Genomic DNA, 386 nt, shown 5'->3' with positions numbered 1-386 from the left:
GGCGTGCAGGATGCGCAAGATGGTCACGGTGTCGGGGTCTTCAGCGTAGACCACGATGTAGTGCGGGCGCACAACCATTTCGCGGGTGCCGTCGACGCGGCCCCGACGGTACATCTGAGGATGCTCTGGCAATCTTGAGGTTTTAGCCTCATCCTCGTCTTTGAGGGCCTGAGCGGCATCTGGATTGTCGTCGGAGATGTAGTCGATGATCGCCAGAAGGTCGGCGATGGCCGCGGCCTTCCATTCAAGATCGGGTACGTCGTTTCCCGTCGATCAGCGCCTGGGCATCCTGCATCACCTGGGCCTGTGCCTTTGCCGGACGCGGATCGTCCAGGGCTTCCTGCACCTTGGCACGGAACCATGCGTCATAGGCGTCGGGATCGGCG

General features: G+C 61.9%; 2 protein-coding genes. Both read right to left on the bottom strand.

Annotated features, from left to right (window positions below; all coding sequences use genetic code 11):
- A partial coding sequence (locus A3764_RS00500) for a type II toxin-antitoxin system RelE/ParE family toxin (protein ID WP_236627974.1) occupies nucleotides 1–198 on the bottom strand: 198 nt, incomplete at its 3' end.
- A 46-nt stretch (nucleotides 199–244) separates the two neighbouring features.
- Nucleotides 245–386, bottom strand: a 142-nt coding sequence (locus tag A3764_RS26305) for an antitoxin PaaA2 family protein (RefSeq protein WP_443069358.1), incomplete at its 5' end; no start/stop codon positions are given.

The sequence above is a fragment of the Sulfitobacter sp. HI0129 genome, assembly GCF_001635395.1.
Classification (GTDB): Bacteria; Pseudomonadota; Alphaproteobacteria; order Rhodobacterales; family Rhodobacteraceae; genus Sulfitobacter.
Note: the sequence above shows the minus strand (reverse complement) of the source record. Positions and strands in the feature narration are given on the sequence as shown.